At 60.9% G+C, this 23,963-nt stretch carries 17 protein-coding genes; 5 read left to right on the top strand and 12 right to left on the bottom strand.

All coding sequences use genetic code 11. From position 1 onward, the window contains the following. Positions 1 to 49 precede the first annotated feature (49 nt). The 3 genes from cmk to pheA are packed head-to-tail and all read right to left on the bottom strand — an operon-like array spanning position 50 to position 2,696. Positions 50 to 745, bottom strand: coding sequence for a (d)CMP kinase (gene cmk / locus ACTRW9_RS11000; RefSeq protein WP_442429379.1), 696 nt, complete (start codon positions 743 to 745; stop codon positions 50 to 52). After that, entirely contained in the window at positions 742 to 1,617 is an 876-nt protein-coding gene (locus tag ACTRW9_RS10995) for a prephenate dehydrogenase (protein ID WP_442429378.1), read from the bottom strand. The genes cmk and ACTRW9_RS10995 overlap by 4 nt, the downstream gene beginning before the upstream one ends. Positions 1,618 to 1,622: 5 nt before the next feature. Beyond that, complete coding sequence (gene pheA / locus ACTRW9_RS10990; protein ID WP_442426277.1) at positions 1,623 to 2,696, bottom strand: prephenate dehydratase; 1,074 nt, start codon at positions 2,694 to 2,696, stop codon at positions 1,623 to 1,625. A gap of 123 nt (positions 2,697 to 2,819) precedes the next feature. Between pheA and ACTRW9_RS10985 the strand changes: the two genes are divergently transcribed. Then, entirely contained in the window at positions 2,820 to 3,128 is a 309-nt protein-coding gene (locus ACTRW9_RS10985; RefSeq protein WP_442426276.1) for an MTH1187 family thiamine-binding protein, read from the top strand. A 69-nt stretch (positions 3,129 to 3,197) separates the two neighbouring features. Here ACTRW9_RS10985 and ACTRW9_RS10980 read toward each other — a convergent pair whose 3' ends face one another. Continuing rightward, entirely contained in the window at positions 3,198 to 4,046 is an 849-nt protein-coding gene (locus tag ACTRW9_RS10980; RefSeq protein WP_442429377.1) for a GNAT family N-acetyltransferase, read from the bottom strand. Between the two features lie 23 nt (positions 4,047 to 4,069). Then, positions 4,070 to 6,847 (bottom strand): [protein-PII] uridylyltransferase, encoded by a 2,778-nt coding sequence (gene glnD / locus ACTRW9_RS10975; RefSeq protein WP_442429376.1) that lies wholly within the window; start codon positions 6,845 to 6,847, stop codon positions 4,070 to 4,072. Between the two features lie 609 nt (positions 6,848 to 7,456). On the opposite strand from glnD, the gene mdh reads away from it, so the two are divergent. After that, positions 7,457 to 8,401 carry a malate dehydrogenase gene (mdh, locus tag ACTRW9_RS10970; RefSeq protein ID WP_442426273.1) on the top strand — a complete coding sequence of 315 codons (945 nt, stop codon included), beginning with the start codon at positions 7,457 to 7,459 and terminating at the stop codon, positions 8,399 to 8,401. A gap of 10 nt (positions 8,402 to 8,411) precedes the next feature. Here mdh and ACTRW9_RS10965 read toward each other — a convergent pair whose 3' ends face one another. Genes ACTRW9_RS10965 through ACTRW9_RS10955 form a run of 3 tightly spaced genes read right to left on the bottom strand, consistent with a single transcriptional unit; the run spans position 8,412 to position 10,273 of the window. After that, positions 8,412 to 9,527, bottom strand: a complete 1,116-nt coding sequence (locus ACTRW9_RS10965) for a metallophosphoesterase (protein WP_442429375.1) — start codon at positions 9,525 to 9,527, stop codon at positions 8,412 to 8,414. A gap of 15 nt (positions 9,528 to 9,542) precedes the next feature. Then, entirely contained in the window at positions 9,543 to 9,845 is a 303-nt protein-coding gene (locus tag ACTRW9_RS10960) for a hypothetical protein (protein ID WP_442429374.1), read from the bottom strand. Continuing rightward, entirely contained in the window at positions 9,836 to 10,273 is a 438-nt protein-coding gene (locus ACTRW9_RS10955) for an arsenate reductase ArsC (RefSeq protein ID WP_442429373.1), read from the bottom strand. Before ACTRW9_RS10955 ends, ACTRW9_RS10960 begins: the two co-directional genes overlap by 10 nt. Positions 10,274 to 10,404: 131 nt before the next feature. Here ACTRW9_RS10955 and lexA point away from each other — a divergent pair, with 131 nt between their 5' ends. The 3 genes from lexA (at position 10,405) to ACTRW9_RS10940 (ending at position 13,729) form a co-directional block, all read left to right on the top strand. Then, positions 10,405 to 11,001, top strand: coding sequence for a transcriptional repressor LexA (gene lexA / locus ACTRW9_RS10950; protein ID WP_442429372.1), 597 nt, complete (start codon positions 10,405 to 10,407; stop codon positions 10,999 to 11,001). Positions 11,002 to 11,111: 110 nt separating this feature from the next. Then, positions 11,112 to 12,281, top strand: coding sequence for a DNA polymerase IV (gene dinB / locus ACTRW9_RS10945; RefSeq protein WP_442429371.1), 1,170 nt, complete (start codon positions 11,112 to 11,114; stop codon positions 12,279 to 12,281). Between the two features lie 314 nt (positions 12,282 to 12,595). After that, the gene (locus ACTRW9_RS10940; protein WP_442429370.1) at positions 12,596 to 13,729 is read left to right on the top strand and encodes an aminotransferase class V-fold PLP-dependent enzyme; all 1,134 of its coding nucleotides are present in this window, start codon (positions 12,596 to 12,598) and stop codon (positions 13,727 to 13,729) included. Between the two features lie 191 nt (positions 13,730 to 13,920). Here ACTRW9_RS10940 and ACTRW9_RS10935 read toward each other — a convergent pair whose 3' ends face one another. The 4 genes from ACTRW9_RS10935 to ACTRW9_RS10920 form a co-directional block, all read right to left on the bottom strand. Further along, positions 13,921 to 16,143: a transglycosylase domain-containing protein gene (locus ACTRW9_RS10935; RefSeq protein ID WP_442429369.1), complete on the bottom strand. Its 2,223-nt coding sequence runs from the start codon at positions 16,141 to 16,143 to the stop codon at positions 13,921 to 13,923. A 4-nt stretch (positions 16,144 to 16,147) separates the two neighbouring features. Next, entirely contained in the window at positions 16,148 to 22,033 is a 5,886-nt protein-coding gene (locus ACTRW9_RS10930) for an alpha-2-macroglobulin family protein (RefSeq protein ID WP_442429368.1), read from the bottom strand. A 130-nt stretch (positions 22,034 to 22,163) separates the two neighbouring features. After that, on the bottom strand, positions 22,164 to 23,315 hold the full coding sequence (locus tag ACTRW9_RS10925; protein ID WP_442429367.1) for a DegT/DnrJ/EryC1/StrS family aminotransferase: 1,152 nt from the start codon (positions 23,313 to 23,315) through the stop codon (positions 22,164 to 22,166). Further along, complete coding sequence (locus ACTRW9_RS10920) at positions 23,312 to 23,941, bottom strand: acetyltransferase (RefSeq protein ID WP_442429366.1); 630 nt, start codon at positions 23,939 to 23,941, stop codon at positions 23,312 to 23,314. The genes ACTRW9_RS10925 and ACTRW9_RS10920 overlap by 4 nt, the downstream gene beginning before the upstream one ends. Positions 23,942 to 23,963 lie beyond the last annotated feature (22 nt).

Here is a 23,963-nt window from a genome sequence, read left to right as displayed (position 1 = left end):
TGGTCCTCCAGGATGCACCAGGTACTGCGGTTAAAGGTTGATAATCCAGTTACGGTTTGCTTTTCATTTCTTCGGGTGCGGATTCAATGGCCCGCACCATCTGCTCCACCACCTCGTCTATGGAACGGGAAGTGGTGTCGATCAACATCGCGTCCTCCGCCCTGCGAAGCGGCGAAGCGGCGCGTGTTTTGTCTTCGTGGTCGCGTTGCCGCACCTGCTCGACGATCTGTTCGAAATCGAGGTCCGGGTCCGTGCCCTTCATCTCTTCGTAACGCCGCCGGGCGCGTTCCACCGGGTCGGCGTCGAGATAAAACTTTTTCTGCGCGTCGGGAAAAACGACGGTGCCGATGTCGCGTCCGTCCATCACCACGTCGTGGTTGCGTCCCATCTCGCGTTGCTTGGAAACGAGGATCTCGCGCACCTCCGGGTTGGCGGCCACCACCGCTGCCATGCGCCCGACGGTTTCATTTTTCAGTTCGCGGGTGAGCTCCCGGCCCTCGACGAACACACGCTGGCTGCCGTCGTCCGCCGGTTTGAATTCGATGTTGAGGTTGCGCGCCACCTCGGCCACCTCGTCCGCGCCTTCCTCGCCGTCGGTGGGGTCGATCCCCACCTGGTCGGCTTTCCACGCCACGGCGCGGTACATGGAACCGGTCTCGATGTACCGGAATTTGAGCCGCCGCGCCACCATGCGCGCGACCGTGCTCTTGCCGCTTCCCGCGGGTCCGTCGATGGCTACGATCATGAATTCTGTCCTACCAGTTTGCCGCGGTGTCCGTTGGCGTTTTTAAAAGATTCTTTCAGGCCTGCGCCGTCGTCCTGTTCAATCTGTTTGCGGATGTCTTCCAGCGACCGGGAGAACCGGTCGATCATGTCCAGCACGTGCGTTTTGTTGGCGAGGCAGATGTCGCGCCACATGACGGGGTCGCTCGACGCGATGCGGGTGATGTCGCGCAGGCCGCCCGCCGACAGGTTCAGGATGTCCTCCTGGTCGGAGGTCTTGAGCTGGCCGATGGCGTTGATGAGGGCGAAGGCCACCACGTGCGGCAGGTGGCTGACCGCGCCGTAAATGAAATCGTGCTCGTCCGCGGTGAGAATCTGCACGCGCATGCCCACCGCTTCCCAGAATTGCTGAATCCGTTCGAGCGCGGCTTTATCGGTGTTGTCCGTCGGCGTCAGGATGCAACGCGCACCTTCGTACAGGTCGGCGGTCGAGGCGTCCAGGCCCGATTTCTCCGCCCCGGCGATCGGGTGTGCCGGCACGTAGTGCACGCCTTCAGGAAGCAGCGGTTCGATGTCTTTCACCAGCGGCTCCTTGACGGAACCGACATCGGTGACGATGCATCCCGCGTCCAGGTGCGGCGCCATTTCGCGAAACCGTTCGACGATGCTGGCCACCGGCGAGCACAGGACCACCAGGTCGGCCCCGGCGACGGCGTCTTTGAGATCGGTGGTGCCGTGGTCGATGACGCCCTGGTCCTCGGCGCGCTTCAGGTTGTCGGCGTTCCTGCCGAACCCGGCAATGCGCTCCGTGAGCTGGCGCTTCTTGCACACCTTGGCGAGCGAGGCCCCCAGCAGGCCCACGCCGATGATGGTCATTTTGGTAAAGGGTTGCATAACGTTCAGCCGTTCCACGGATACGAACCGAGCACGCGGAAATACATGCACCGCTTGCTGACGGTCCTGATGACTTTGTCGATGCCGGGGTCGTCGATGTGGCCTTCGAAATCGACGAAGAACAGGTACTCCCACGACCGGTTGCGCAAAGGCCGCGACTGGATCTTGGTCAGGTTGATTTCGTTTCGCCCGAACACCTGCAATATTTTGAGCAGGGACCCGGCCTCGTCCTGAATGGAAAACATGACCGAGGTCTTGTTGCGTTTCGCCTTCTTCGCGGGTTCCTTGCCGATCACCAGGAACCGCGTCGTGTTCTGCGCGCGGTCTTCGATTTTTTCCGCGATGATTTTAAGATCGTAAAATTCGGCGGCCAGCTTGCCCGCAATGGCGGCGGCGTGCTTGTGTTTGCTCGCCATCTCGGCGGCGACGGCGGTGCTGGAAGTCGGGATCTGCTCGATGCCGCCCGCGTGGCGGTTCAGCCAGCTCCGGCACTGTGCGAAGGGCTGCGGGTGCGAATACATTTCCTTGATGTCGTCGAGGTTGCCGGTCTTCGACAGCAGGTACAGGTTGATGCCGAGCAGGACTTCGTCCGAGATGTGCAGGTTGGAATCGACGAAGCAGTCGAGCGTCAGGTTGACCACGCCTTCGGTCGAGTTTTCGATGGGCACGATGCCGTAATCGACGTGACCGCGTTCCACCATGGAGAAAATGGATTCGATGGACGACGCGGGTTCGAACACGGACGAATGACCGAACGCCTTGATCGCCGCCTGGTGGGAAAACGTGGTCTCCGGACCGAGGTACGCGATGCGCAGGGGTTTTTCCAGCGCCAGCGTGGCCGAAAAAATTTCGCGGAAGATGGATTCGATGGAATGCGCAGGCAGGGGCCCCGCATTGAGGCGCTTCATGCGCTCGAAAATTTCGCGTTCCCGGTGCGGGACGTGAAAATGATTCGACTCGTTCCTTTTGCTTTTCTCTTTGCCGATTTTGATGGCCAGATCGGCGCGCCGATTGAAAAGCTCCAGAAGCTTTTCATCGATCTTGTCGATCCGGTCACGGATCTCGTCAATTTTGCCCAAACGTGTGTTACCGCCTTTTCTTGGAATTTCCCTGAGGGAGGCCTTGATGATTCCACACTTCCCGCCTAAAATGCAAGCACTATTTAGCGGGTTAATTCATTGTAATCAGGGAGAGAAACCATCATGATCCTTTTGGAATTCAGCATGTCGCCGATGGACAAGGGGGAGAGCCTGAGCCCCTACGTCAGCCGTTCTCTGGATATTGTTTCGAAAAGCGGGGTTCCCTACCGCCTGACCCCCATGGGCACCTGCCTGGAAGGCGAATGGGACGAGGTGATGAGCGTCATCAAGCAGTGCTACGAGAAGATGAGCTCCGACTGCAGCCGCATCACCTGCTCGATCAAGATCGACTACCGCAAGGGCAAATCGGGGCGGCTGGACTCGAAGATCGCCTCGGTCGAAAAACAGCTCGGCCGCGAAGTGAACAAATAGAACGCCTGGACGGCTTTTTATTTCGAAGGAAAAGCAGGTTTCCCCGCCTCAAAGGGGCCGGGTCCCTCCCTATCCCCACGCCTGGGAGGCGAGGGCGAACAGGTGATCGCGTTTGCCGGGGAGCGACGGCGCGTCTTTCACCATCACCGGCTGGGTGTCGAGTTCCTTGAAGCCCGCGTCCAGCAGGGTCTGCACCAGGTCTTCGCGCCGGCTGGAGACGTCGATGCGCACCGGTCCGCCGTTGTGGTCCGCCATCAGCGCGGAGAGCAGGTCGATTGCCGAGAAGCGGTTGAAGGCGATGAGTGGGCCGATGAGCAACTGCTTGTCCTGCTTCACGCCCATCGCGTACCCCAGCAGGGTTCCCTGCGGGTTGGTGATGCGGAGCGTCTTTTCCGTCTGCCGGTAGCGGATGCGGAGCAGTTGCGACCGGTCCGCGCCCGCCACCTGCTGATCCACGGAAAGCACGGGGACGAGATCCTGTTCCTTCAAAGGCTGGATGCTCTGCTGCAGGGAAAAGGTGGAAACGGGCGGCGGGGTTTTGGGCGGCGCCTCCAGTTTGTGGATGCGCTCCACTTCACGAAACCCAAGCTTTTCGTAATATTCTTTCAGGCGGCTTCCGGCCACCAGCATGGCCGGTTTGTTTTTCGGTTCGCGCCGGTCGAGAAGGTGTTCGACGATTTTTCGGCCTACGCCTTGTTTCTGCCGGGACGGAGTGACCAGCAGCATGCCCAGGGTGCACAGGGCCGGGCCGTAGTCGAACAGCGCACCGCAGGCAGTGGGAGCGCCGGATTGGTCCCGCTCACCGCACACGTATCCGGACTCCAGGATGGCTTCCCAGTCGGCTTGCGTGTGCTCCCAGCCCGCTTCCTCAGAGAGGGTTTTCAGGCCGGGGAGATCGTCTTTGGAAAACACCTCCATACAGGTCCGTCATTATATCCGGTTCAGGGAAGCTCCTCCAGTTTTTCCACCAGCAGGCTCTGGATGATCTGTTCCTTGATGCGCTGGATGAGCGGCTGGAACAGGATTTTGCCGCCGCGCAGCGACACGGAAAAAATGTCGATGCCGCGCCCGCCGCGGGTGGCGATCTTCGCCCGGTGCAGCTCAATGCCGAACTGCGCCAGCGTGTAGACGATCTTGTACAGCATGCCGGGGTGGTCGCGTGCATCGATTCGAACGCGGGTAAAGCGGTCTTCCGGGAAGTTTTCGATCTGGATTTTGGGCTCGATGCCCTCGTTTTCCCCGCTTCGTTTGTGGAAACGCGTGCGGGTTCGCAGGAGTTCGTTTAGCGTGACCTTGCGTTCCAGAATGCGGATCACGTTGTCTTCCACCTCGCGCCAGACGGCGGGCATGTCGTCGTACGCGTTCTGGATATTGCGCGCGCTGACCTGGATGATGAGGATGGTCAGGCCGCCGTTGCCGGCAAAAATCTGCGCCCCCAGGATATTCATTGCCTTTGCGGTGAGGGTACCGACCAGGTTTTTAAACAGGTGGATGTCGCTCGGCCCGGCCACCACCAGGTTGTAGAACCCCCCTTTTTCGTGATACGTCGCCTTCAGGCTGAACGGCCGCTCCCCCATGCCCTGGATGAGGCGGATGTGGTCGGCGATGTCCTCCGAGGACTCGGTCAGGAAATAATCTTCCGGCATCGTCCCCATATGGTCGCTGATGACGGTGCGGTCGAACTCGTCCGCCAGCAGGCTGTACACGGCGTTGCGCGTGGCCTTGGGTTTTTCGTCGATGGATTCCGGGCGCACCAGGTAGTTGCGGGTGCGGTGGTAAAGCTCGGTGAGCAGGATGTTTTTCCATTCCGTCCAGGTCTCTGGCGCTACCGCCCGCAGGTCTGCGTAACTCATCAAAAGAAGGAGGTCCAGCCGCTCCGGCTGACCTGCCAGCCTGCCCAGCTCGCGGATGGTGGGGGGATGATGGATGTCGTGATGGAACGCGAGCTCGTTCATCATGTTCTTGTTCTTGACCAGAAAGTGCAGCGTGCCCTGCTGTTTCGGGGTCAATTGCAGGCGCTGGGCCACTTCCGTGAGCGGGCTTTTCTGGTCGCCTCCATCCAGGTCTTCCGGCCGGTTGCCGAAGGTCTGAAGCAGGCAGGCCAGCTTCAGGATGCTGCGGTCGGGAAGCCCGGTATAAACCTGTTTGAGTTTTTCCAGGTTGGTCTCCTTTGAGGTGTTCAGTTCTTCCAGAAACCGCACCATGCGAAGGGCGTGTTCGTCGCTCGTGTAACGGTGGTAGAAATCGTAATGCACCTCAAACAGCGACTCCTCGAATTCCGGAAGCAGTTGACCCAGCACCCCCGCCTCGTGCAGTTGCCTCAACTGGGGAAACGCCTGGTTGGACCGCAGCAGGTCGAACAGGAACGTGATGGCCTGCCGGCCGCGGATGAAGTCCTCGTCCAGAAAATGTTTGTTCAGGCGGACAAGGCGTTTGAGATGCGCTCCAGGTTCCAATTTATGGTCGCGGCACAGGGTGAACGCAGTGAGGAGAAGCGAGCGGTCTTTTTCGAAAATATCGTCGGTGTGGTCGGCCACGCGCAGTTGCGATTTGTAGGCGAAAAACCCGTGGCCCAATTTTTTCTGCTGGAAGGTGGTGATCACTTTCTGGATGAGGGGACGCGACTCCAGGCACCGGTGGAACACCGCTTCGGAGATGGTGTGGATGTGGGTGGCGTGACGGAAGTAGTCGCGCATGAACCGCTCCACCGCCACCGTGCCGCCGCCCTCATACCCCAGGTGATGAGCGAGGTCCATCTGGATGGAACGCGTCAGCACGTCGGCTTTCTTGCCCGTCAGGTAATGCAGTTCGTTGCGCACCCGCAGGAGGAAGTTGACCGACTTCTTGAGCGTCTGCAACTCGTCCGCGTCGAGGATGTCGTCGCGGTTCATCTCGCTCAAAGACGCCCCGTCGAAGCACATCGCCACCGCCCACATGGCGACGTGGTAGTCGCGCAGGCCGCCGGGACCGTTTTTGATGTCGGGCTCCGGATGGCTGGTGACGCCTTCGCCGCCGTCCGAGCGGGAGAAGAATTTGCGGAGCGTGGTGTCCAGGTAGTCCTGGGCGTGCTTTTTGAGCACGTTTTTGTAAACAGTGTCCCACAACCTGCCGTACAGGGCCCGGTCGCCGATGAGAAACCGCGTCTCGATCATGGAGGTGCGCACGGTGGAATCGTCCCGCGCCAGGGACTGGCATTCCTTGAGGGTACGGCAACTGTGGCCGATCTCCAGGCCGATGCCCCACAGAACGGAGATGACCTCCTGGATGAAGGCATCGAGCTTCCTGTCCATCTTCTTGTTGAGGAGGAACAGCAGGTCGATGTCCGAACAGGGGTTGAGCTCGCCGCGGCCGTATCCCCCTACCGCCACCAGAGCAAAGCGGTCGGCCAGGATTTCGTCCCGGAACGGCCCCAGTCCGTCGATGGCCAGCACCACGTGCTTGATGGTTTCGTCGATCAGGCCACAGTGCGCCTGGATCACCTCGCGGCCGCCCGCGCCGGAGCGGTGCCAGGCTTTGATCTTGTCGCGGCTGTTATTGAGGAAGGCCTTGAATCGCTGAAAGTACGCCGAGCGCTGACGGGGGTCTTCGGGAATCGCCTCCAGTTGGGCGAAATCCGCTCCGAATTCAAATTGTATGGAAATCTCGTTCATGAAAGACCCGTGCGGTTCGGATGGGACGGCGCGGTCGTTGCCGCCCGGGGCGGCGGCGTCACGTACCAAAGGTTGGATTTATAAACGATTTGCATCATGGGGAAAAGGGAAAACCGTTGATTCCGAAAGAGCCGGCGAAGGGGGCCGGACGGGTTGCATGAAACGGGATTCGTTGTGCGTCATAAATCAAGAGGCCTTGCACGCCTTCCGGCGCGGTCATTTTCAGGGCTGCGGGGGCCCGCTGGAAGTGGTTGATTCTGCGTGCCGAGGGCCCGGCCGGAAGGCCAAATTTGCTTGACAAAGGGGGCCTTATAATTTAGTTTACCCCATTCATTCAAGCGTGTCAGGCTTACACGTCAGGTCTTGTCCGTTCATACCGTTCTTTCGTCCAGGGGCCGATTTGCAGAAGTTCGCTGGACCCTTCCCTCCGTTCAGATAACAAACCGGGTGCGTTTGTTGCCAAACGAAGCGAAGGAGGAGGCCGGGGCGGCGGAAACAGGACACGCGAAGTGTGGAATTGCCGGTTCCGGATTCAACGGATCGGCCTTTGGATTGGAAACGGGGACCGGGCAGCTTCCGGTTCCGGACCGTTTTACAGGTAAACAACAGCTGTGGGGCCCGCAGGAGTCGTCCCCACCTTATTGATTCCGTGGTTCCGTAGAATAAGGATTTCGGACGATGCGTAAAAAAATCACCGTTGTGGGCGCCGGGCAGGTGGGCACCACGGTCGCCCAGTTGACCGCTTTCAAAAATCTCGGCGATGTCGTTCTCATCGACATCGTGGAGGGCATGCCGCAGGGCAAGGCGCTGGACCTGCAACAGTCCGGCTGCCTGCAGGTATTCGACAGCCTCATCGTCGGCACCAACGACTACAAGGACACCGCCGACTCCGACATCGTGGTCATCACCGCCGGCGTACCGCGCAAGCCGGGCCAGGACCGCGCCGATCTGCTCAAAATCAATGCCGGGATCGTCAAGAACGTGACCGAGCAGATCATGAAGTATTCCAAAAACCCCATCATCATCGTCGTTTCCAACCCGCTCGACGCCATGGTGTACCTGGCCAAGGAAATCTCCGGCCTGCCGCGGGAACGTGTCATGGGCATGGCGGGAGTGCTGGATTCGGCCCGCTTCCGCACGTTTGTGGCTTTGGAACTCAACTGCTCAATGGTGGACGTGGACGCCATGGTGCTGGGCGGGCATGGCGACTCCATGGTGCCGATGCCGCGCTACACCACCGTCTCCGGCATCTCCATCACCAACCTGATGAAACCCGACCAGATCGAGCGCCTGGTGAACCGCACCCGCAAGGGCGGCGCGGAGATCGTGGGCCTGCTTAAAAACGGCAGTGCGTTCCTCGCACCGGGGGCCTCGGTCGTGAAAATGGTGGAAGCCATCCTGCAGGACAAAAAACGCATCCTGCCCTGCACGGCCTACCTGGACGGGGAATACAACTGGAAGGGCATCTTCTTCGGCGTCCCGGTGGAACTGGGTTACAACGGCATCACCAAGATCATCGAGCTCGACCTCACGGCGGAAGAAAAGGAAATGCTGGACACCTCGGCGAGAGACGTGCAGGTCACCATCGACGAAGTGGACGCGTTCCTCGGCAAGAAAGTCTGATCGCTCCCGATCACGGATTGCGGATCGTCACCGTATCGTAAAGCGTCACCCCCGGCGGCTGTCCGTCGCATTCCAGGGGCACTGTCTTCCACACCTTCATATTGGGTCGCCAGCGGGGATTCCCCTCCGCCGACTCCGGCGTGCACACGCGGAAGGTGTGGACCGTCAGCCGGTGGTCGTCCATTTCCACAGTCAGGTAATGGAACATGAGGGCCCGTTTGGCCAGGGCCTGCTTCACCTCCGGCGGGGCCGCGTTTTTGTCCCTGCCGGAAAGGTCGGCGAACGGTTTGAAGGTCGCCCCACCGCCTCCCGCCACAATGTGCGTCACCCCTTCGCCCTGCAGGTAATCCGACTTCTCCACAAACGGAAGGTTGCCGTAGTCATCCGGCACACCCAGAGGATAAAACCGCTCGTAGGAATGCTGGTTGCCGGCGAAGACGAGGTCGGGCGAAAGCGCGTTGATCTGTTTCAACACCGTCTGCCGCTTTTCCTCGTACCACGCGGTGGTGAGCGCCGGTTCGTGGAGCGCCACGATCACCCACTGATGTTTCGACCGTGCTTTCTCGATCAGCGGCTTCAGCCACGGGGTCGGGTCCTTCCAGTCGTACGCATCGAGCACCACCATCAGGGCCAGTTCGAGATTCATGACGCCCTCGCGCGCACCGGGTCCGGATGACGGCTCTCCGGTGGACCCGTCCTTCAATGTGTCGAAGGGCGTGGCCATCGGCGCGATCTGGTCCCAGCAACCGGAAGCCTTCGGTTTCCATTTGACTGGCGGCAGGTCGTTGTCCCCGGCAACGAACACGCGCACCGGAAACGGCGCGGCCAGCGTCTGCTTGATGGTGTGAATGTAGCGGTCGGGGCAGGTATCGGGAAACAGTTGATCCTGGTAGACGAAGTCGCCCAGGTGCAAAAGGACCATGGCGTCTTCATTTCGCATGGCGGAGACCACCGCATCGAAACCCGGACGGTAGGCGCGTTCGCCGATGCCGGTGTCGCCCACCACCACCATCTTGATCTGTTCTTCTTTATGCGCGGCAACGGGCTGGATGCCGGTGACACTGAAAACCAGCGCGAGAAGGTACGGGAGAAGGCAAGGTCGGTGCGGTTGGAATCGGCGGAGCATGGGGGCCTCCTCGATCTAAAAGCTTTGTGTCACTTCCATGTGCAGCCAGCGGACGAAGGCGAGCAGGACCACCGATCCCCCCACCAGGGTACCCAGCACCAGGTTGGTGACGGGTTGCTCGCGCAGGCGTTCCTGCACGATCAGCACCACCCCCCAGCTCGACACCAGGAAGCTGAAGGCGATGGGCAGAATGAGCATCGGCGCCGCGGCCCACTGGCCCCAGCCCTCGAACTGGTTGACGTACCACCAGAACGTTCCGAACAACAGGAGCGGCAACGGGCACGTCCAGTAAAACACCTTGTGCGGGATTATGGGCAATGCAAACTCTCCGGCAGGGTTTCGATGCAGGCTTTGATCTCGTCGCGCACGCGGCGGTAATGCACCATCGCTTCCTCTTCGGTTTTCGCGTCGGCGGCCAGCTGCGGCGGGTCGTCGAAACCGCGGTGCACCACCTGTGCCTTGCCGGGAAACGACGGGCAGGTGGCGTCGGCATGACCGCACACGGTGACGACATAATCGAAGGGCACGGACATGACGTCATCGACGTGCTTGGAGGCGTGGCCGGAGATGTCCACCCCCGCCTCCCGCATGGCTTTGACGGCCAGCGGATTCAGGCCTTTGGGGTCCACTCCGGCGGAATGCGCCTCGATGGCGTCGCCCTTCAGGTGGCGCGCCCAGCCCTCCGCCATCTGGCTCCGGCACGAGTTTCCGGTGCACAAAAACAGGATTTTGCATTTCTGACCCATGGTGGCCCAAGTGTAGCACAGGCGATCCGCCGGGAAAGCCTTAATCTTTGAATATATGGCGTTAATCAACGATCTTGATTTTCGATTTAGTTTCGCCTAGTATGGGTTTGATTCTAGTAAGGGGGTATTGCATGTATCTCACCCGGCGGCAGAAGGAAATCCATCAGTTCATCGAGCATCACATCCGCCAGCGCGGTTACGCGCCCAGCATCATGGAGATCGCCAAACAGTTCCAGTTGTCGTCGCCGGCGACGGTGCACAAGCACCTGAGTCACCTGGAGGCGAAAGGCCTCATCCGCCGCCAGCAGAACCAGAGCCGCGCCATCGAGCTGGTCGAGGACCTCACGCCGCGCGCGCCGGAGTATCCGTTGCTCGGCACCATCGCCGCGGGCCGTCCGCTGGAGGTGTTCGAGGCGAAGGAGATGATGTCGCTCCTGCCCAGCCCGGAGGGGAAGGACCTGTTTGTCCTGCAGGTGCGGGGGCAGTCGATGATCGACGACCACATTCAGGACGGCGACTACGTCATCGTCGAGCGTCGCAGTGAGGCGAAGAACGGCGAGACGGTGGTGGCCCTGGTGAACAACGACTCGGCGACGCTGAAACGGTTTTACCGGGAGCAGGATCACGTCCGCCTGCAACCGGCCAACGCCGCCATGCCGCCGATCCTCGTCAAGGACGGCGACTTCCAGATCCAGGGCGTGGTCGTCGGCGTCCTCCGCAAATTCTAGCGGACGTGGCCCGCGGCAAATGGGAACTACCGCTGGGAGCGGACGATGATCGAAAGGCCCGTTCCAAATTCAATCCGTTTCCTCCGGACGTGGTCCGCGGTAAATGAGTGATGACCCCCACCATCCTGCACATCGACATGGATGCCTTCTTCGTTTCCGTCGAAGAGGTGCTCGACCCGTCGCTCAAGGGCAAGGCGGTGGTCGTCGGCGGCAACCCGGAAGGCCGCGGCGTCGTCGCCGCCGCGTCGTACGAGGCGCGCAAGTTCGGCGTGCACTCGGCCATGCCCATCGCCCGCGCGCGCCGGCTGTGCCCGCACGCCATCTTCCTGCGCGGTGCGCACAAGCGCTACAGCGAGTTCTCGGCGCGCGTCTTCGACATCCTCGAACGCTACACGCCGCTCGTCGAACCCATGTCGCTCGATGAAGCGTACCTCGACCTCACCGGGTGCGAGCGGCTGCACGGCCCCGTCATGGTAACGGCCCAGCGCCTGCACGATGAAATCCGCGATACCGTCGGCATCAACGCCTCCATCGGCATCGCCGCCAACAAGCTGATGGCGAAGGTCGCCTCGGACTTCGCCAAGCCCAACGGCTGTTTCCGCATCCTGCCGGACCAGGCGGCGCGCTTCCTCGCGCCGTTCCCCGTCGGCACCCTGCCGGGCATCGGTCCCAAAAGCGTGCAGCAGTTCCGCCGCCTGGGTGTCCGCACCGTGCGCGACCTCGCAGCGCTGCCTCTTGAATTTTTAGAAGAGGTGTTCGGCGAATGGGGAGCGCAGTTGCACGACAAGGCGCGCGGCATCAGCCACTCGCCCGTCCAGCCGCGCGAGGAATCGAAATCGATCAGCCGCGAAACCACGTTGGAAGAGGACTCCACCGACCCGCGGCATCTGGAATCGATCCTGAGTTACCTGCTGGAAAAAGCCGCGGGGCAACTGCGCGCCGAGGGTCTGCGCGCCCGGTGCGTGACGCTCAAACTGCGTTACTCGGATTTCAAGACGGTGACGCGTTCGCGCACGCTCACCGCGCCCGCCTGCGAAGACCACATCCTGTTTGCGACCGTTGTCGACCTGTTTCGCAAACTGTTCACGCGGCGCACGCGCGTGCGGTTGATCGGCGTCGGGTTGACGTCGCTCACCCACGAAGCCCCTCAGCAGATGGACCTGTTCGACACGCCTGCGCGCAGTGCCGGACGCGAAACGCTGTATGCAGGCATCGACCGCATCCGCACCAAGTACGGCTTCCGCGCCATCCTCCGCGCCACCAGCCATGAAGAGGACTGACCGGGCCACGCCTGGAGGGAGCGGGTACTACTGCGGAGGAAAGGCACGGGTTCATGTGTTTAGGGTGAACGATGGTGATTGGAAGCAGATGGGCTCCCCCTTCTCCGAAGGGGGCTGGGGGGCTTTTTCCTTAAAGACGTCATCCTGAATAAAGTGAAGGATGACCCATTAAGAAAAAATAGAAGAGTCATTATGAGCTCCCCTGTATCCTCTCGAATATTCTGTTATCCTTAATGCCCGCTCCCGGCCTGGCCGGGTGTGTGCAACTGTTATTTAAATTTCTTTTATTTGTTTAACCAGTTTCAAGGATGGTTATGGATTGGGATCAATGGCGTGACGAGTTTCCAGTCACGCAGAACCGCATCTTCCTCGACCACGCAAAGGTCGCGCCCCTGCCGAAACGCGTGCAGGACCGCGTCGCCGCCTTCCTCAAAGACGCGAGCGAAAACGGCACCGCGTATTATCCGCAGTGGATGGTGGAAACCGACCGTGTGCGCGCCCGCTTTGCCGAGCTCATAAACGCCGACGAGGACGAAGTGGCGTTCGTCAAGAACACGTCGGAAGGCATCTCCATCGTCGCCAACGGCATCGACTGGAAAGAAGGCGACAACGTCGTCATCCCCAACATCGAGTTCCCCGCCAACGTCTATCCGTGGATGAATTTAAAACGCCTTGGCGTCGAAGTGCGCTGGGTGAAATCGGTGCGCGGCCGCGTGCCGTTCGAGCAGATCGCGGCGCAGGTGAACAACAGAACGCGCGTGGTGTCGGTGTCTTCCGTCGAGTGCAACAGCGGCTTTCGCAACGACCTCAGTAAAATCGGCGCGTTCTGCAAAGAGAAGGGCATCTACTTCTGTGTCGACGCCATCCAGTCGCTGGGCGTTCTGCCGATGGACGTGAAACGCGACCACATCGACTTCCTCGCCGCCGACGGGCACAAGTGGCTGTTGAGCGTCGAGGGCCTCGGCGGCTTTTACATCTCGAAGCGAGTGCTGGAGGAGATCCATCCGGCGGTGGTGGGATGGGACAGCGTCGTCAACGCCAACGACTACCTGAATTACGACTTCACGTTTCGTCCCGGCGCGCGGCGGTTCGAGGAAGGCAGTTTCAACGTGATGAGCATTTTTGCCTTCGGCGCGGCGCTGGATGTTTTGCTGGAGGTGGGCATCGACAATGTCGAGCAGCGGGTGAAGGGGTTGGGCGACGTCATCATGGAACGCGTCAAACAACGGGGCGGCAAGATCGTCAACTCCACCGAACCCGGCGAACGTTCCGGCATCGTTTCGTTCACCTTGAACTGCGATCTCGAAAAACTGAAAGCGTATCTTGCCGGCACGAACGTGTCGCTCACCATCCGCGACGGACTCATCCGCCTCTCTCCCCACTTCTACAACAACGAAACCGACATCGACCGCTGCTTCGAGCACATCGACCAGTTTTTGAAGAAGTAAAACTTTTGAACCACAGATGAACACGGATAAACGCGAGCGGAAGATCGATCGGTCCCCCCTTCGGAAAAGGGGGAGCCCATCGACTTGCGCCCACAGGTCATCGTTTGCCCATCGGGTATCAGCACGTACCCTCCCCGCGTGGCGGGGCGCTCCCGGCCGGGTCGGTGTGCATCTGTGGCTAATCTGATTTTTCACTTCACGTAAAAAACCACCTGCAGGGTTTGCGGGGTGGTGTGGGTGGGTTTGTGGATGGTGGCGGTGAGGTGCTGCCGTCCGCGCTCAAGATTCCATAAATACTTGCCGCCTTCCGTGACCGCCAGTGGCGTGTTGTTCAACATCCATTCGACCGTGTCGGTGTCGTCCACGCCCTGGATGGCGAACTCAAACGCTTCGTGTTCGTCCGGGATGCGCGAATCCATCGCCATCCGCAACCCCCACACCGGTTGGATCCATTTCACCTCGCGCTCGCGGTAGGGTCGCGCTTCCACATCCTCCGGTTCGGTTCCGGGCACGAACCATTCCGTCACCCAGCGGCAGGCGGATTGATCATCCAGAGAGACTTTCATGACCTCGCCCGCCGGTTCGCGGCACAGGTCGCGTGGCACCAGCTGCGGGTCCATCGCAAGCGGCCGTGTTTCTCTATGCCGGTTGAGCTCGGCGAACACGGAGCGCAGCAGGAGGGCCGGACCCGTCGATCCCGTCACGTCTTCCATCGGGTTCTGGTCGAGGTTGCCCATCCACACGCCGACGGTAAAGCGGTCGTTGAAGCCCACCGCCCATGCGTCGCGGTAGTCGGTGGACGTCCCCGTCTTCACCGCCGTCTGGACCGGCAGGTTCAGCACGCTGCCCGCGCCGAACTCCAGCCGCCGCGCTTCGGGATCGGAAAGGATGTTCGCGATGAGCGACGCCACCGGACCCGACACCACGCGCTTCTCTTCACGCGGCGCAGAGTCGTCCATCCACGGAGTCAACGGACGCCCCACCCCGCCGTGGGCCAAAGCCGCATATGCCTGCACCATCTCGTACAGCGTCACTTCACCGTTGCCCAGCGCCAGGCCGTCGCCGTAAAAATCCGGATGCTCGTCCAGGGTGGTGAAACCGAGCGTCTGCAGGAAGCGGTGGTAGTTGTCGACACCGACGAACTTCGCCGCGCGCACGGCGGGAATGTTGAGCGAGTTGCCGAGCGCGTTGCGCAGCGTAACGGGTCCGTAAAAATTCCGGCTGTAATTGCGGTAAGAGTGAAGGCCTGTGCCCACCGATTCCGCCAGCGGCGCGTCGAGAATTCGCGTGGCCGCCGTCCAGCCATTCTCCAGCGCCAGCGCGTACACAAAGGGTTTCAGCGATGACCCCGGCTGGCGCGGCGTGGTGACGGCATCGATGAAACTGCCGGGCACGATTTCATCCGGTTCGCCCGCCACGGCCCACGCGAGGATTTCGCCGGTGGTGTGGTCGGCCACCAGCACCGCGCCGTGACGCACCGAGCGGCGTTTCAGTTGCGCAAGCCGCTGGTCGAGCAGGGTCTGGATGGTCGATTGCAACGCGCCGTCCAGCGTGGTGCGCAGGCTGGGTTGCCATTGCTGTGCGGACTGCGTTGTGACGTGCCGCACGAAATGCGTCGCCTCCACCGGTAGTGACGGTGACTCCAGTTTGAAAGTCTCCGCGTGGATCTGTTTGATTTCCGCATCGGTCAGCACGCCCTGTTCGTGCAATGTGCGGGCGAGCCGCCCGATGGCGGCATTCACCGTCTGCGGGTCGCGGTAGAGATCGAATCGCGACGGCGCACGCACCAGCACCACCAGCGCCAGCATTTCTCTTTTGGTGAGGGTGTCGAGGTCGCGGTTGAAGTAATAATGCGCGGCCTGCGCCACGCCGCGCCGCTGCGAGGCGTACGGCACCTGGTTGAGATACAGTTCGAGGATGTCGGATTTGGTGAACGACTTCTCCAGCCGCCGGGCTTCAAATCCTTCCAGCCAGCGCGACCACACCGTGCGCGGGCGGGGATGGAGGATGCGCACCACCTGTTCGGTGAGGGTGCTGGCGCCGCGGACGGTGTCGAGCGCCTTCACGTTCTGCCATGCGGCATGCAACCGTGCCAGCCAGTCGATGCCGCCGTGCTGGTAAAACCGTTTGTCTTCGGAGACGACGAAGGCGCGTTTCAGAAATTCGGGAACGGCGTGGAGCGGTAAGGTATCGTTCGCATTCCACCGCGTCTGGTAAGTGACACGAAGCGGCGCGCCGAAGCGGTCGGTCACTTGCATCCGCTCCTGCGTTTTTGCCTGCACGGAACGGAAGGTTTTCTCAACGTAGGTGGTCGAAACCGCCGTGGCGGCAAACAGCGCGAGGGCGCCCACGACCAGGACGGCCGCACCGCCGATCGTCCATCGAAACCGTCCGGATCGACCAGGCCAGCGCATCAGATCACTCCTCGACGATCAGGTGCGACGGGATGCCTTTGCCGTACACATCGGGATCGTACATCTCTTCCGCATGAACCGGCATCTTGAGAAATTTCCCGGTGGCGATGGCCTGCGCCACGTAGGACAGGTGATAATTGCCGGGCATGAGGTAATCCGAGTAAAACCGCACCGCGTTGTGGCGCAGTTCCTTATGATAAAAGCTCCAGCGTGAATAGTTGTACGAGCGCCAGTCGGAGTACTGAAGCCACCACGAACCGCCCGCCGCCTTGAATGTGCCCTTATCGGCATCGACGGTGGAGGCGGTGGCGAGCTGACGGTTCACCGGTTCCAGTCCGCCGGGCACCGGATCGTCCACCACCACGAAGTTGCGTGCCGCGGGGATCGACAGGAAAATATCGACGCGCACCAGTTCGCCGCGTTTGATTTTATCGCCATCGTTCAGCAGAACCCATTCGCCGTTCCGCTCCACCGCGTACTCCTTGCGGATCTCGATGCCGGCGTTGATGTGCTCGGCGTGTTCCTCAAGAGGTGCGTACTGAAGGCGCGTGGAAATGTAGAGCCGTCCCATGCCTTTCTTCTTGATGACGACTTTCGTTTTGCGGCCGGGATCGCCCTGCTGTATGGGACGCGTCAGCGTCGCCGAGGGATCGCGTTTGTCCCTGAACTCATGCTCACCCAGCTTGTTGCCGTCCATCAGGGCGGTGACCAGGTATTTCGGGTCGGTCTGCTCGTAGGCACGGCTGTAGTCGATGAGCGCGTTCATGCAGAACATGTTCTCCTGGGTGTTCTCCCAGTGGTCGCGCTGGCCGCGCGTCTGCGTGATGTAGCGCACCAGCTTGAACGGCGTGTTGCCGATTTTCTTGTTCAGGTTGGAATGCCCCGCCGTCTGCGTCAGCGTCGAGAGGATGGCGCAGTTGGTGCGGAGCGGTGAAGCCAGGATGCGCGCGTAGCTGTCGTCGAGCGTTTCCGAAAACACAAACTTGCCGCCGCTCTGCGTCGAATGCGCCAGAATGGCGTCGAGAGCCTCCTCCACGACGGGCAGCGTCTTTTTCACATTCAATGCCGCCTGCAGGAAGTGGGCCTTGCCGAACAGGCTCATGAACGGCATGTGGGGCCGAAAGCGCTCGATGTCCTTCTTCCTCACCTTGCGGTGTTTCGACAACGCCGCCAGCGCCACCGCACGCACCGTGGAGGCCATGCCCTTGCTGTAAAACGTGGGAAGCACGTCGCGCTTGAGCAGGCGTTTTAAATATTTATGCAGAGCTTCCTCGACGTGCGACGGAACTTCATAACCCGCCGACCGCATCCAGTTGAACGCCAGCGCCGTGTAGGCGCTCAGGTACGGACTCACGTACCGGTCCTGAGGAATGTAATACACCATACCGCCGTTCGGGGCCTGGTAGTTGACCGCCGACTTCAGCATGTCGCGCGCCACCGCGTCCGCTTCCTCCCATTTGAAATCGGCGGGCATGTAGTCTTTGAGGTTCAGGTAGTGCGACGCCATGACGCCCTTGCTCAACACCTGTTCCCAGCAAATATAGGCATAGTTGCGCATGTACTCGAAAGCCCCGGCCACGTTGCCGATGACGGTGGGTGAAAGCACCACGCCGACCGAACCCACATCCGGGTGAATGTTTTTCGGGAACGCGATCGATTCCTCCGTATGCGGCAGGATGGTGGAGACGTAGTTGGCGGCCGTTTCCAGCGAGCGCCGTTTGAGAACGGGTGTTTTGTAAATCAGGCCGTCGCGGTCGGTGTCATCCCCTGCGGTCACACGGAACCGCACTTCACCCTTCTCGATGTCCCGGGTCTGCGGCAGGTGAATCGTGGTGATGGGGAGAAACACCGTCTGCCGTTTGAACGGTTCGAGGCGCACCGTTTGTGTGGTCTGGGTTTCTTTTCCTGTGTCGATGTGACCTTCGGCCTGGATGGTCACCGTGATGTCGCGTCCCTTGTCGGTGCGGTTCATCACGCTGAAGCCCGCATTGAAGGCGTCGCCTTCGGTCACCTGGTTGGGCATGACGGGACGCAGTTCGGTTTCCTTGTTGACCTTGAAGGTGCCTTCACCCAGGCCCATGAGGTCGTCCGGCGTCACCGCGAACGCCAGCACGCGCCATCCGGTCAGGTTGTCCGGCGCCTCGAACTCGATCGACACGTTGCCTTCGGCGTCGGGGGTGAGTGCCGGATTCCAGTAGCTGACGAATTTGAACAGCGACCGCATGGCGAGGTCCGCGCCACCGTCGCCGCCGGGATTGGCTCCCTTCTTCTCAAACTTCTGCCGCCCGACGATGCGGGTCAGCAGGCTGAAGTTTTTGAGATCGAGCGCCCCCAGGTGGTACAGCCCCTTGTAGGGATCGAAGTAATCGCGGCCGCCCTGCAACAGATCGAACACCGCTTCATCGAGCACGGCGACGGCGAGTTCATAAGGCCGGTCGCCTGCGTCGAATCGCGGTTTCACGTTGAGCGCGACTTTGATGGTGTCGCGCGGTTTGTACCGTTCTTTTTCCGTCCGTGCGGTGACCACCAGTTCCTTGTATGGGTCCTTGACGGGAACGCGGCTGTAGCCGATGCGGAAGGTCGGCTTGCCGAGGTCGACGCCGGTTTCATCCAGAGGTTTCTCCACGCGCGGCGACACCACCAGGACCGACAGGTAGAATCCGGGCAGGAAATCCGGTTCCACTTCAAACTCGACCACCGGCGTCGCCGTGTCGAACGTCGTCACCCATTGTTTGAGGACGCCGTAGCGTTCGACGGAGATCAACGCCTTCGCGCCGGGAAACGGGTTCTGCACGAGAAAGCGCGCCGTGTCGCCGATTTTGTATTCTTCTTTTTCGGGGATCAGCTGCAGGGCGTTGGTGTTGTCCTCCGCCCACACGACCCGGCCCTTGCCGGCCACCCAGGTGCGCAGGCTCGCCGTGTGCGTGCGGCCTTTGGTATCGGTGATGGTCGCCGTCAGCCGGTACGATCCCGGGTCCTGCGGCGTGAACGTGCAGACGTTCGCTTCTTTCGACGGGGTCCCTTCACACGTGCCGGCCTGTTCCCACGAATGTGTGTACTGTGTGAGGTAGGCGTTGCCCGCGCCCTTCACACGGCTGGCCTTGGTGACGTGCCGCTCGATTTTGATCGAAACCGGTGTGCCGCTGACCGGTTCGCCGTGGCCATCGACCACGATGTACTGGATGTTGGCCGGTTCGTCTTCCTTATAGAGCCACTTCGGGCTGTGCAGGCCGACGAAGCGGTCGCGTCCATGAAACTTCGCCGAGGTCATCGACGCCACGAACTTGCCGCGGTCGTCTTTCACCGCGCTTTCCACGCTGAGGGTGCCGTAAAAAATATTCTCCACGTTCTGGTCGGTGATCTTGAACGCACGCAGAAGATCGCCTTTGGCATCCACCGTACCTTCTTTTTGATAAAGGGTCAGCGTTTGATAATAATGACCGCCTTCCGCAGTGAACCGGAATTCTTTAGCGCGCGGATGCCTGGAATAAAACGTCTGTTCTCGCAACGTGGCGGTCAGCCGTGCCGGGGCGTCGGCGTAGGGTCCGCCAGCGTGCATGCGCGCCAGCGTCGTGATTTCCACTTCACTTCCCGGTTCGAACGCTTCGCCGTTCAGCGAGTTGCTGACACGGAAGGGCGAGGGCGTGAAGTCGGTGACCAGCACCTCCAGCGGTGTCCAAAGCGATTTGGAAAATTTGGCCTGCAGGCGGAACTCGTACCAGCCGACCGCACCGGATTTGGGTACGGTGAACTCGCCTGCATGCGTGCCGAATTTGGACAGTGTGATGTCCTTCTGTTCGTAAACCTTTTTGCCCATCGGGTCGCGCACTTCCAGCCGGTAGCCTTTGAGCGGCGGTGCGACCAGTTTCTTGTTGTCCTGGTCGCGTACGAACAGCTTGAACTGGATGATGTCGCCCGCGCGGTACACGCCCTGCGCGGTGGTGCCCCAGGTCTGGATGTGACCGTACTGCCTCTGCATGCTGGGGTAGGCCTCGTAATTGGACACCCGTCCGGAATCCACACCGAAACGCTGGTCGTCGAGCGGCACCAGTGCCATGTCCTCCCCGCGTTCGATGCGCACGAACAGGCGTTCCCGGTTGTCGTCGTACCAGCCGTAACCCATGGCTTTCAGTTTGGGATCGAGATTGTGGGTGCCGTCGAGAAGAGCGAGTCCATCGTCCCCCGTCAACGCGTCGCTTAGAATTTGTTTGTCGGCGAAGAGGTCAGCGATCTTGTCCTTGTAAATCATGACGTGCGCGTCGGGCACCGGCTGGCCGGTGGCGAGATCTGTCACCCACACGGAAGAATTGTAATGACCCATCTTGACGTGCACGCCGAACGGCGTGACCTGCGCCAGCAGGGTGCGCTGGTAAGTCGGTTTGGAGACGTCGGGTTTTGTATCCAGGCGACCGTACAGCACGCCGCTCTTGCCGTCCAGCGCGCCACGCACGTCGAGCGACAGGGCGTAGGCGATGTCTTCCGCATCGTCCGGTTTCACTTTATGAACCAGGTTGTCCTTGCGATCGGTGGCGGTCAGCCGTTTGTATTTGAGCGTGATGTCTTTCAGGTTGGTGACCACCAGAGGCACTTCAGTCTGCTCCTGTTTTTCCAGTGTGGCGGTGGTGTGCTCGAGATGAAAATCCGGATTGCGGTGATCGGTGTTGAACGTCAGGTCGAATCCCTTCGGAAGAGCGCGTCCAAATTCGTCCTTCAGCGTGGCTCCCTTCGAACTAATCCGGTACTCCTGCGCCGCTTTCAAGGCCTCTGGCAGGTTGACGTCGTAGTGTCGGCCTTTGCGGTGCGGGCGGCGCAGGCGCGAGTGATCATAAGCGTTGGCCCAGGGATCGTAATCGGTCCGGCCGCCGGCGAGGTCGGGAACGAACGTCACATGCTGCTTGATTTCCTGGTTGATAACCGGAGCGCTGAAGGTGAGGGAGACGCCACGCAACGGATTGCATTTGTATCTGGGCAACAAGGCAGTGTTGGCATCGATGATGATTTGCCTGTTCTCATTGTTCCAGCAGGAGACGCCGATAAAGCGGAACTCGGGAAACGTGCGGAATGTCTTCACCGTGCGCCTGGTGGCGCCGGGTTCGGGTCCGAGGGCCGAGACCAGTCCCGGTTCGATGTTCAGGAACACGTCTGCATCCCAGGGCAGTTCCTTCTGCGGTTGCACCTGCCACACGCGCCGGGCTTCGACGCCGTCTTTCACCGTCGGCTGGTCGTCGCTTTTCTGGCTGGGCGGGCGGTCGAGATGCAGGAATCCCTTGTCCCCCGGGATGGGAACGATCACCGGAAGCTGGCGGTCGTTGGGATCCGGTTCGACGGTCAAGGGATACCGCTGCCGTTTGTTGCCCTCGCCCAGCAGATACAGGTGTTCGGCCACCGACGTTTGCGTGACCGGTTGGTCGAAAGTGATGCGCAGTACCGGCCAGCCGGGCGCTTTCCAGGTTTGAAACCATGCGTAGCGCACGCGCGGGCGGTGCGTGATGAAGCGGTGAATGAACCGTTGATCGATCGTCGCGCCGTCTTCGGCCTGGATTCCGGGATGCACGGTGATTTCATACTGCGTTGCCGGTTGCAGTTTGTCTTCCTCGCCCAGTTGGCACGCCAGTGCGCTGGTATTGAGCCACCGCCACTGGCAGTTGAGTTCCGGATGGATGCCGACCTTCACTTCCTGCTTCGTCCGCTCCATGCGGCCCAGCGGCACCACGGGACGGTTGAACTGGATGACGATCTGGCGGCCGGAGGGCACATCCGTTCCGCTGGGCGTGATGCGCACCACCTCCAGTGGTTTGCCCTGTGCGGTAACGGGGGTGGGGGAGCCCACAAAATCGATGGCAATGAAGGAAACCAGAAACGCCAGCACGGAGGCGAAAGATGTTCGCATGGGGCCCTTCCTTTTGGAATTTATGGAATGCAGGTATGAAGACAGGTTAAAGAGTTTTGCGCGGATGCACAAATCGAATTTCAATGGGCTATACGGCGTGAAGCAAGGGTGTTCGGTAGCGGAGCCGGGCTCAAGCCCGTTTCAGGACGGATTGCACGATACCGATGATGCGGTCCTGGTCGGATGGGGAAAGACTCGAGCCGGAAGGCAGGCAGAGTCCGCGCGAAAACACATCTTCCGAAAAATTGCAGTCGTCGGCGTGTGTGTAGTAGGTGCATCCCTTGAACAGCGGTTGCAGGTGCAGGGGTTTCCAAACCGGACGGGCTTCGATGTTTTCCCTGTCCAGCGCAGAAATGATGTCGTGCGGCTTCACCGGCGCGCCGGGGTCGAGAGTGAGCACGGTGAGCCAGCGTGTTGAAGCGCCGTAACCGGCTTCCGGCATGAAGCTCACCCCGTGTTCCCCTTCCAGTGCAGTGCGGTAACGTTCGAACACCGCGCGGCGCTGGGCGATGCGCTCGTCCAGCACCTTCAACTGACCGCGGCCGATGGCGGCGAGCACGTTGCTCATCCGGTAGTTGTAGCCGAGTTCGCTGTGTTCGTAATGCAGGACGGGATCCCGCGCCTGCGTCGCCCAGTAGCGCGCCTTGTCGAGGGCGGCAGTGTCTTTGGAGACCAGCATGCCGCCGCCGGATGTGGTGATGATCTTGTTGCCGTTGAACGAATAGACGCCGAACTTGCCGAGCGTGCCGCTGGCCTTGCCCCGGTAGGTGGCCCCCAGCGATTCCGCCGCGTCCTCGATCACGGGCAGGCGGTACTTGTCGCAGGCTTTCTGAATCGCGGTCATGTCGGCATTCTGGCCGTAAAGGTTGACGGCGATGACGGCTTTCGGTATGCGGTCCTGTCGCCCCGCTTCCTTCAACGCGCGCTCCAACGCCTGTGGCGACAGATTCCACGTTGCGGGGTCGGAGTCGATGAACACCGGGTCCGCTCCCAGAAATTTGATCGGCGTGGCGGAGCCTATGAAGGTGAGCGACGGACAGAACACGGTATCGCCAGGTTTCACGTCGCAAAGACGCAGGGCCAAATGAATCGCTGCGGTGCCGGAGGAGAGCGCCACCGCCCCCGGTGCGCCGACGTATTCCGCCATCTCCTTTTCGAACGCTTCCTGGTTGGGGCCGCACGGCGCGATCCAGTTCGACTGGAACGCTTCTTCGACGAACTGGCGTTCATGTTCACCCAGGTGCGGCGGCGACAGATAAATGCGTGGAGGTTGTGTGCTCATGTTTGTTTCAGGATTCGTGCAGGCACGCCTGCCGCCGTGACGTTGTTGGGAATCGGTTCGACCACCGCCGATCCGGCACCGATGACGACGTTGCGGCCAATGTCAATGCGGTTGGACACGGAGGAACCGACGCCGACGGAGGTTTCCCGTCCCACCTTCACCTCGCCTGCCAGATGCACCCCCGGTGACAGGTGCACGCCGTCTTCCAGCACGCAGTCGTGATCGACCGTCGCGGCGGTATTGACGATGCATCCCATGCCGACGCGCGCCCCGGTGTGGACCACCGCCTGCGGACCGATCAGTGTGCCGTCGCCGACGGTGGCCGATGCGCACACCCACGCGCTGGGGTGCACCAGCGTGGCGGCGGTGTGTCCGGTTTCGCGGTGTTGGTTGATCAGTTGAAGGCGCCGGGTGTTGTCACCGATGGCGACAAAAAAATGCGTGAACTCTTTCAGGCACCCGGCGGCATCAGCGAAGCCCGCCAGCACTTCGAAGTCGGCAACGCGTTTCAGTTCCATATGCCGGTCGTCGGCGAAGGCGATGCGGTCCCACTTCTGCACATGCTTTGCGATGGCCGCCACCACCCTGCCGTGTCCACCGCCTCCGAATATCAGCAACCCTGCCACGGATACCTGCCCTTTTAAATAA

Source organism: Nitrospina sp. 32_T5, assembly GCF_052156635.1.
Lineage (GTDB): Bacteria > Nitrospinota > Nitrospinia > Nitrospinales > Nitrospinaceae > Nitrospina.
The sequence above is the reverse complement of the archived record's forward strand: the minus strand, read 5'-3'. Positions and strand labels throughout refer to the sequence as shown.